Below are 8,267 nucleotides of genomic sequence, written 5' to 3'. Positions count from 1 at the left end.
TCCTGATGGCGAGCGATCCCGCGCATCACGGCGCGCCCGGACATGACCGGCGCGGCTGCCTGCTGGCCAATAGCGTGATCGAACTGGGGCGGAGCGACCCGGCGGTGAACGCGGTGCTCGACCCCTATTATGCGCGGATCGAACAGCAATTCGCGCGGCTGATTGCCGAAGGGCAGCGCCGCGGCGAGATCCGCGCGGCGCTGGCTCCCGCCGCCACCGCGCGCTGGCTGCTGATCACGAGCCAGGGAATGGGCGTGGCCGCGCGGCACCAGGCACCGACCGACGCGATCCCCGCGATGATCCGCGCCGCGCTGATGGCATGACGCCAGCGCCAAAACAAAGACACATAAGGAGAGGATGACCCGAACATGCATGAGGAACCCAATAGCCTGAGCCTCGACAGGTGGCTCGAGAAAGGCGGCCCGGCGGCCGCGAGCTTTGCCCGGTTATGGGACAGCCTGTGGCGCCAGACGCGGATCGCCCCCGAGATGCTGGAGCATTGCCGGCTGACGCTGGCCCGCCTGCACGGGGATAGCCACGAACTGGCGCTGACCAATGACCGGATCGAGGCGACGCCCGCCTTCGCGGCGCGCCGCGCGGCGGTGATCGGCGACCATGCCCTGGCGGATGATGCGTTCGGCGCGGGCGAACAGGCGATCCTGCTGTTCGCCGAATATTACTGGACCGATGCCCAGTCGATCACCGACGCGGTGGCCGATGACGTCAAGACGCATCACGGCGATGCCGGGCTTGTCTTCCTGATCGAGGCGCTGGGCTGCATCGACGGCCGCATCCGCACCGCGCGCTGCCTGCGCGCGCTTGAAACCCAGAACATTGTGAAGGAGGCCGCGCATGTCGCCTGAACCCCGCGTCAGCCCGCCCGGAACTGAGACCGGCAACGTCATCCGCGACAGCGCACTTGGGCTGGTGCCCGAAACCGTGTCTGAAATCATCACGCTGAACGGCCATATCTGGCGCGACAGCCTGGTTTCGCCGTCGCTGCTGGAGATCATCCGCCTGCGCAACGCGCGGACGGTGAACTGCGTCTTTTGCAAATCGGTACGCTATGACGTCGCCCGGCAGGACGGGCTGACCGAGGACCGCGCGGCGATGGTGGCCGATGGCTATGACGAAAGCGCATTATCCGACCGCGAAAAGGCTGCGATCGCACTCGCCGATTCCTATCTGGGCTTTCCAGCCGGGATGGACGACGCGACGGCGACGCGCGTGCAGCAAGCCTTTTCTTCCGAGGAAGTGGCGTCGATGCTGACCGCGCTCATGACGTTCAACTTTACCTCGCGCACCGCCGTCAGCATTGGCGGGATGCCCGAGGATCTGCCGGTGACCGAAGTGCCCGTGACCATCGCCACGGGCTGACGCGTCGTCCCCCTTGCGCCCGGCGGACTGCTCTTGCAGTGTCGGGCGCATAGGGGAGATGAAGATAATGAAGATTGCCTATTTCCTTGGGGTTGCAGCGATTGCGGTGGCGGCGCCCGCCCGTGCCGACACCAAGGTGATCCATGCCGGACGCGTGATTACCGAAGCGGGCAAGCCCGCGCTGGGGCAGAGCACGATCACCATCACCGACGGGCGCATCACGGCAATCGCGCAAGGGCTGCAGCCGGCCCCTGCCGGCGCCGAACTGATCGATCTTTCGGCCAAGACCGTGCTGCCCGGGCTGGTCGACCTCCATGTCCACCTATCAAGCGATCCGGGCGGCGATTTCTGGAAGGAAGCCGTAGAGCCCGACGAATATGGTGTGATCGTGGGCGCAAAAAATGCCCTGGTGACCGCGCGCGCGGGATTCACCACGGTGCGCGATCTGGGATCGGCACGGCAGGTGGGCTTTGCGCTGCGCAAGGGCACCGCGCAGGGAATGATCCCCGGCCCCCGTATCGTTTCGGCGGGGCCCGCCATCTCGATCATAGGCGGGCACGGCGATGTTTCCGGATTCCGCCCCGAGGTGAATGCCGTGCTCGACGGACACAATAGCTGCACGGGCGCGGAGCAATGCGCGGCACGGGTGCGCGAAGCGTCGAAGAACGGCGCCGACGTCATCAAGATCACCGCGACGGGCGGCGTGCTTTCGCAGCAGGGCCGCGGGCTGGGCCAGCATTTCACCGATGTCGAGATGAAGGCGATTGCCGATACCGCGCACAGCCTTGGCCTGCGCGTGGCCGCCCATGCACACGGCGCGCGCGGGATCGAAGGCGCGGCGCGTGCGGGCGTCGACAGCATCGAACATGCGACCTTTGCCGATGCCGAGGCGATCAAGGTGATGAAGGCGAACGGCACCGCCTTCGTCCCGACGCTGATGGCGTTCACGGGGATTCGCGACCGGCTGGGCCAGAATGTCTATACGCCCACCGTCGAGAAGAAGGTGCGCGAGACGCTGAGCGATGTCGGCAAGGCGCTGAAGGCCGCGCATCAGGCGGGGGTGACGATTGCGTTCGGGACCGATGCGGGCGTGTTCGAACATGGCCGCAATGCCGAGGAATTCGGGCAGATGGTGGCGCTTGGCGGCATGACGCCAACGCAGGCGCTGGCGAGTGCCACGACCACTGCGGCCAAGCTGCTCGACATGGACGGCGAGATCGGACGGATAAGCCCCGGCTACTCGGCCGACATCATCGCGGTGGATGGCGACCCGCTGAGCGATATCCGGACGCTGGAAAAGGTGCAGTTCGTCATGGTGCGGGGACGCCAGATCCCGTGACGGCCAAGGCGCAGGAAACCCCCAGTGTAGGCCCGCCGTCGACCGCGCTGGCCAAAATCGGCCAGCAGGTGGGCGCGCGGCTGCACGCCGCGCCCGGCGTGCAGAAGGCCGGGGTCGAGGGAATCGAGCTGTTCATCCAATATGATTTCCTCTCCCCCGCCGAATGCGCCCAGCTGATTGCGCTGATCGATGCCGACAGCGAACCCTCGACCCTGTTCCTCGAAGGCGAAAACAACGGATTCCGCACGAGCTACAGCTGCAATCTCGACCGCTGGGACGAATTCGTCCTGCGGATCGATGCAAGGATCTGCACGCTGACCGGAATCGATCCGGACAATGGCGAGACGCTGCAGGGGCAGCGATACCGCGTCGGCGAGCAATTCCAGCCGCACCATGATTTTTTCCATATCGACCAGCCCTATTGGCCCGAGATGGAAGAAACCGGCGGGCAGCGCAGCTGGACGGTGATGATCTACCTCAACGAACCCGAAGCCGGCGGTGAAACCGGGTTTCCCGCGCTGGGAATCGCGGTTTCGCCGCGCGCGGGGATGCTGATGGCGTGGAACAATATGGGGTCGGACGGCGCGCCCAACCTGCAGACGCTGCACGCCGGCCAGCCGGTGACGGCGGGCACCAAATATATCGTCACCAAATGGTTTCGCGAGCGGAGCTGGCTGTAAAACCAATGCTTTCTGAAAGCTGACAAGATCATTCGCAGCCCGTTCATTTCGAATCGGGCATCCCTGACCTTGTACCGGGGCCGCGCAGGGTTCACCCCGCGACCAACGGAACGAGTGCAGGAGTAGCGTATGCGTAAGATGATCATTTTCGGCCTGATGATCGCCACCGCCATCCCGTCGATGGCATCGGCCCAGTCCGCCGCGGATGTTCGCCGCGACCGTCAGGAATATCAGAAGGAACGGCGCGACGTCGATCGGGCGATCGATCGCGGTGCTTCTCCCAACCGCGTCGCCAAGGAAATTCGCGAAGCCCGCGACGCACAGCGCGATTACCGCGACACCGTGCGCGACCGCGAGCAGGACCGCCGTGACTGGCAGCGCGACCGCGACCATGATCGCCGCGACTGGCAGCGTGAGCGCAATCAGGATCGCCGGGACTGGCAGCGCGATCAGCGCCACGACTGGGGCCGGGACGACTGGCGCGACTATCGCCGCGACAACCGCCATGTCTATTCGCGTGGCAACTGGCGGGCGCCGTGGAAATATCAGCGCTTCAACAATGGCGGGCATATCGGCCGACCCTATTATTCGGAACGCTACTGGATTTCCGATCCCTGGCGGTACCGCCTGCCCCAGACGCGCGGTTACCAGCGCTGGGTGCGTCATTATGACGACGTGCTGCTGGTCGACACCCGCCGTGGCCGCGTGATCGACGTGATCCGGAATTTCTTCTGGTAAGCGCCTGACCGCCGACCACATCGACAGCGTAGCGAGGACCTTCTGCCGCGAGGCAGGAGGTTCTTGCCGTATCGGACCTACTGTAATACCTCAGTAACACGCAAAAATTCAGCGAGGTCTTGTCGATGTCCCTTATCTTTTCGCTCCGCGCCGCGCTTGCGGTGTCGACGGCGCTTCTTCCGGTTGCGGCTGCCTCCGCACAGGCACAGGCGCAAACCCCGACCGCCGCTGTCGCGCAACCGGCGCAGGATGCGCACGCCCGGCTGCACCAGCTTTTCCACGACAGCGACGAAGCCACGCTCAAGCGCAACCCGGTCTCCGCCATCTTTCGCGGCGACATGCGCTATGCCGACCGGCTGGGCGATTATGTGTCAGATGCCTATTTCGACGCCGAGCGCGCCGCAGCCGAGGACGAGCTGAAGCGCCTCCACGCGATCGACCGCGCGACGCTCAACCCCACCGACCAGATCGCCTATGACGTTTTCGAATGGCAGACGCAGCTGGGGCTGAAACGGCTCACGCCCGAAATGCTCGCGCTGACCGCGGTGCGCCCGATCAACCATTTCACGGGCTTTCACACCTTCTACCCGTCCTTCGCCTCGGGCGAGGGGGCGGCACCGTTCAAGACGCTGGTTGATTACGAGAATAATCTGAAGCGCCACAAGGATTATGTGACGCTGATCGATCGGTCGATCGACCGGTTCCGCGAGGGCATGCAATCGGGCGTCGTAGAAACGAAGATGTCGGTCAACAACGTGATCGGCCAGCTCGACGCGCAGATCGAGCAGGGGGTTGAGGGTTCGGTGCTCTATGGCCCGATCAAGAAGTTCCCCGACACGATCTCCCCCGCTGATCGCAAGCGCCTGACCGCCGAATATCAGGCGATGATCCGCGACCAGATCCAGCCCGCCAATGTCCGCCTGCGCGATTTCCTGAAGAACGAATATCTGCCCGTCGCACGCGAAAAGGTAGGGATTTCGAGCATGAAGGGTGGCGACATCCTGTACCGGACGGCGATCGAGGAACTGACGACGCTGCCGCTGACCGCCGATTATGTCCACCAGCTCGGCCTGTCCGAAGTGGCGCGGATCCACGGCGAGATGGAAGCGATCAAGACCAAGGTCGGGTTCAAGGGCACGCTCAAGGAATTTTTCGAGCATCTGCGCACCGACCCGAAGTTCAAGCCGGCATCGAAGCAGGCGCTGGTCGATGGCTATTATGCGATCGGCAAGCGCGTCGACGCGGTGATCGCCAGCCAGTTCTCGACGATCCCGAAGACGCCGCTCGAGATTCGCTTCTACGAACCGTACCGCGAAAAGAACCAGGCGGGCGGATCCTATGAACCCGGCAACTGGGATCCGAAGGCCCCGTCGAAGACGCGGCCCGGCATCTTCTATTTCAACACCTATGACCTGCCCTCGCGCACGACGCCGGGGATGGAAACGCTGTATCTGCACGAAGGCGCACCAGGCCATCACTTCCAGATCAGCCTGGCGCAGGAAAATGAGGCGCTGCCCTCGTTCATGCGCTTTGGCGGCAACACCGCCTTTGCCGAAGGCTGGGGCCTGTATGCCGAAACGCTGTGGAACGAACTCGGCATGGAAACCGACCCCTATCAGCGCTTTGGCGGGCTGGACGACGAAATGCTCCGCGCGATGCGCCTCGTCGTCGATTCAGGCATCCATTCCAAAGGTTGGACGCGCGAACAGGCGATCGAATATATGCTCGACAATTCGAGCATGGGCCGCACCGACGCGACCGCCGAGGTCGAGCGCTATATCGTCTGGCCGGGCCAGGCGCTGGCGTACAAGGTCGGCCAGCTCAAGATTTCCGAGCTGAAGAAACGCGCGCAGGACAAGCTGGGTGCGAAGTTCGACCCGCGCGAATTCCATGCAGAGGTGCTGATGACCGGTGCGCTGCCGCTGAGCGTGCTGGAAAAGAAGATCGACGACTGGATCGCGTCGAAGCAGTAACTGGAAAAGCGCCGCCAGGAACCACGCAGGTTTCCGGCGGCGTATTTTCAGCCGAGTTCCTTGTAGAACATCGTCGTCGAGCGCGGCGTGCCCGACGGGTCGAGCGCAAAGGCGGGGATCGTGCCCGCACAATGCCAGCCCAGCTTGTGGTACAATTGCTCGGCGACGCTGCCCGTCTGCGTATCGAGCACGAGCAGCGACATGCCCATTGCCCGCGCCTTGTCCTCGGCTGCCGCCATCAGGCTGCGTCCGACATTGCGGCCGCGCATCGCCGGATCGACGAGCAGCTTGGCGATTTCGCCGCGGTGGCGCTGATTGTCGGGCCCGGCGCGCACGACCATCACCACCCCGGCGGGGCGCCCGTCGATTTCGGCGACGAGGATCGCCAGCGTATCGCGTTCGAGCGAAATCCGCGTCGAGCGCCAGAAGGACACCGCGCGGCTGAGCGTGAGATCGGCCATGAAGCTGACCGAGGCGCCGTTTTCGACGCACGCCAGCAAGATCGCACCCAAGGACTCTGCCCGGGCATCGAGCCCTTCGGGATCGAGGGCGACGATTGCCGGCGTATCGGTCATGCGGCCAGTGCCTCCGCGATCAGTTTACGGCTGTTGTCGATGCCGTAAAGCGCGATGAAGCTGCCCATGCGCGGGCCCTGTTCGGCCCCCAGAAGCGTTTCATAGAGCGCCTTGAACCAGTCGCGCAGCGAAGCGAAGGCATAATCCTCGACCTTGCCGACCGCATAGACCTCGTTCTGGATCGTTTCCGCATCGGCATCGGCGGGAAGCGCTGCCAGACGCGCATCGAGATCGGCGAGTGCCTTTGCCTCGTTTTCGGTCGGCGCGCGGCGCTTGAGCGTCGGCGCGACGAAATCGCGGTGATAGGCAAGCGCATAATCGATCAAGCGGTCAAGCTCGCGGTGCTTCGCAGGATCGGCATCGTCGATATAGTTGGCGAGATAGCCCCAGACCTGATCCTTGCCCGCTTCGCCCATCACGCCGACGAGGTTGAGGAGAAGGCCGAAGGTGACCGGCAGCTTTTCCTCGGGCACGGCGCCGTTATGGATGTGGTGGACGGGATTGCCGAGGCGTTCCTTGATCGCCTGATCCTTCCAGTTCGTACGGAATTGCCAATATTCGTCGACCGCGCGGGGGATGACGCCCATGTGCAGCGATTTGGCCTTTTTGGGTTCGCGGTACGCGTAGAAGGCGAGGCTTTCCTCTGGGCCATAAGTGAGCCACTGTTCCATCGACAGGCCATTGCCCTTCGACTTTGAGATCTTCTCGCCCTTTTCGTCGAGGAACATCTCGTAGTTGAAGCCTTCGGGCGGACGGGCGCCGAGCGCGCGTGTGATCTTGGATGACTGGGTGACCGAGTCGATCAGGTCCTTGCCCGACATCTCGTAATCGACGCCGAGCGCGACCCAGCGCATCGCCCAGTCGACCTTCCACTGCAGCTTGGCGCCGCCCGACAGGATCGACTGTTCGATCACCTCGCCCTCGTCCTCGAAGCGGACGAGGCCCTGCTCGGCATCGACCACGGTGACGGGCACCTGCAGCACGATGCCCGATTTGGGGCTGATCGGCAGCACGGGCGAATAGGTGGCCTGACGTTCCTTGCGCAACGTCGGCAGCATGATGCCGATGATGTCGTCATAATGCTTCAGGACGAGCTTCAGCGCATTGTCGAACCGCCCCGACAAATAGCATTCGGTGGCCGACAGGAATTCATATTCGAAGCCATAGCGATCGAGGAAATCGCGCAGCATCGCATTGTTATGATGCGCAAAGCTTTCGAACTTGCCGAACGGATCGGGAACCTTGGTCAGCGGCTTGCCGAGATGTTCGGCGAGCATGTCCTTGTTGGGGACATTGTCCGGCACCTTGCGCAGCCCGTCCATATCGTCCGAAAAGGCGATGAGGCGGGTGGGGATATCGGACAGCGCCTCGAACGCCTGACGCACCATCGTGGTGCGCAGCACTTCGTTGAAGGTGCCGATATGCGGAAGGCCCGAGGGGCCGTATCCGGTTTCGAACAGGACATGGCCCTTTTCCGGCGCGCCCTTGGCATAGCGTTTAAGGAGCTTGCGCGCTTCTTCAAACGGCCATGCTTTTGATTCCATCGCGGCTGCGCGCAGATCGCTCACGTACGTTGCCCTTTCCT

At 63.6% G+C, this 8,267-nt stretch carries 9 protein-coding genes (1 of these 9 running past the window's edge); 7 read left to right on the top strand and 2 right to left on the bottom strand.

Annotated elements, in window-relative coordinates; genetic code table 11:
- The 7 genes from QYC26_RS09390 to QYC26_RS09360 all read left to right on the top strand — a co-directional run.
- Positions 1-323: the 3' portion of a TetR/AcrR family transcriptional regulator gene (locus tag QYC26_RS09390; RefSeq protein ID WP_317511973.1), read on the top strand. Its footprint begins 259 nt before the window's first position; the window shows 323 of its 582 coding nt (coding positions 260-582); its start codon lies beyond the left edge, outside the window; the stop codon is at positions 321-323.
- Between the two features lie 45 nt (positions 324-368).
- Entirely contained in the window at positions 369-863 is a 495-nt protein-coding gene (locus QYC26_RS09385) for a hypothetical protein (RefSeq protein WP_317511972.1), read from the top strand.
- Positions 853-1,377 (top strand): carboxymuconolactone decarboxylase family protein, encoded by a 525-nt coding sequence (locus tag QYC26_RS09380; RefSeq protein ID WP_317511971.1) that lies wholly within the window; start codon positions 853-855, stop codon positions 1,375-1,377. The genes QYC26_RS09385 and QYC26_RS09380 overlap by 11 nt, the downstream gene beginning before the upstream one ends.
- A gap of 67 nt (positions 1,378-1,444) precedes the next feature.
- A complete protein-coding gene (locus tag QYC26_RS09375; RefSeq protein ID WP_317511970.1) occupies positions 1,445-2,716 on the top strand; it encodes an amidohydrolase family protein in 1,272 nt (423 codons plus the stop codon).
- Positions 2,713-3,396, top strand: coding sequence for a 2OG-Fe(II) oxygenase (locus QYC26_RS09370; RefSeq protein ID WP_317511969.1), 684 nt, complete (start codon positions 2,713-2,715; stop codon positions 3,394-3,396). Before QYC26_RS09375 ends, QYC26_RS09370 begins: the two co-directional genes overlap by 4 nt.
- A 129-nt stretch (positions 3,397-3,525) precedes the next feature.
- Positions 3,526-4,134 carry an RcnB family protein gene (locus tag QYC26_RS09365; protein WP_317511968.1) on the top strand — a complete coding sequence of 203 codons (609 nt, stop codon included), beginning with the start codon at positions 3,526-3,528 and terminating at the stop codon, positions 4,132-4,134.
- Between the two features lie 125 nt (positions 4,135-4,259).
- A complete protein-coding gene (locus QYC26_RS09360; protein ID WP_317511967.1) occupies positions 4,260-6,107 on the top strand; it encodes a DUF885 domain-containing protein in 1,848 nt (615 codons plus the stop codon).
- Positions 6,108-6,154: 47 nt separating this feature from the next.
- Here the strand turns inward: QYC26_RS09360 and QYC26_RS09355 are convergent, their stop codons facing one another.
- Together QYC26_RS09355 and QYC26_RS09350 are read right to left on the bottom strand one after the other, a co-directional pair.
- On the bottom strand, positions 6,155-6,682 hold the full coding sequence (locus QYC26_RS09355; RefSeq protein WP_317511966.1) for a GNAT family N-acetyltransferase: 528 nt from the start codon (positions 6,680-6,682) through the stop codon (positions 6,155-6,157).
- The gene (locus QYC26_RS09350; protein ID WP_317511965.1) at positions 6,679-8,250 is read right to left on the bottom strand and encodes a lysine--tRNA ligase; all 1,572 of its coding nucleotides are present in this window, start codon (positions 8,248-8,250) and stop codon (positions 6,679-6,681) included. The genes QYC26_RS09355 and QYC26_RS09350 overlap by 4 nt, the downstream gene beginning before the upstream one ends.
- Between the last annotated feature and the right edge of the window lie 17 nt (positions 8,251-8,267).

Origin of the sequence: Sphingomonas sp. C3-2, assembly GCF_033025475.1 — a bacterium.
Classification (GTDB): Bacteria; Pseudomonadota; Alphaproteobacteria; order Sphingomonadales; family Sphingomonadaceae; genus Sphingobium_A.
This window is presented reverse-complemented; position numbering and strand designations above follow the sequence as displayed.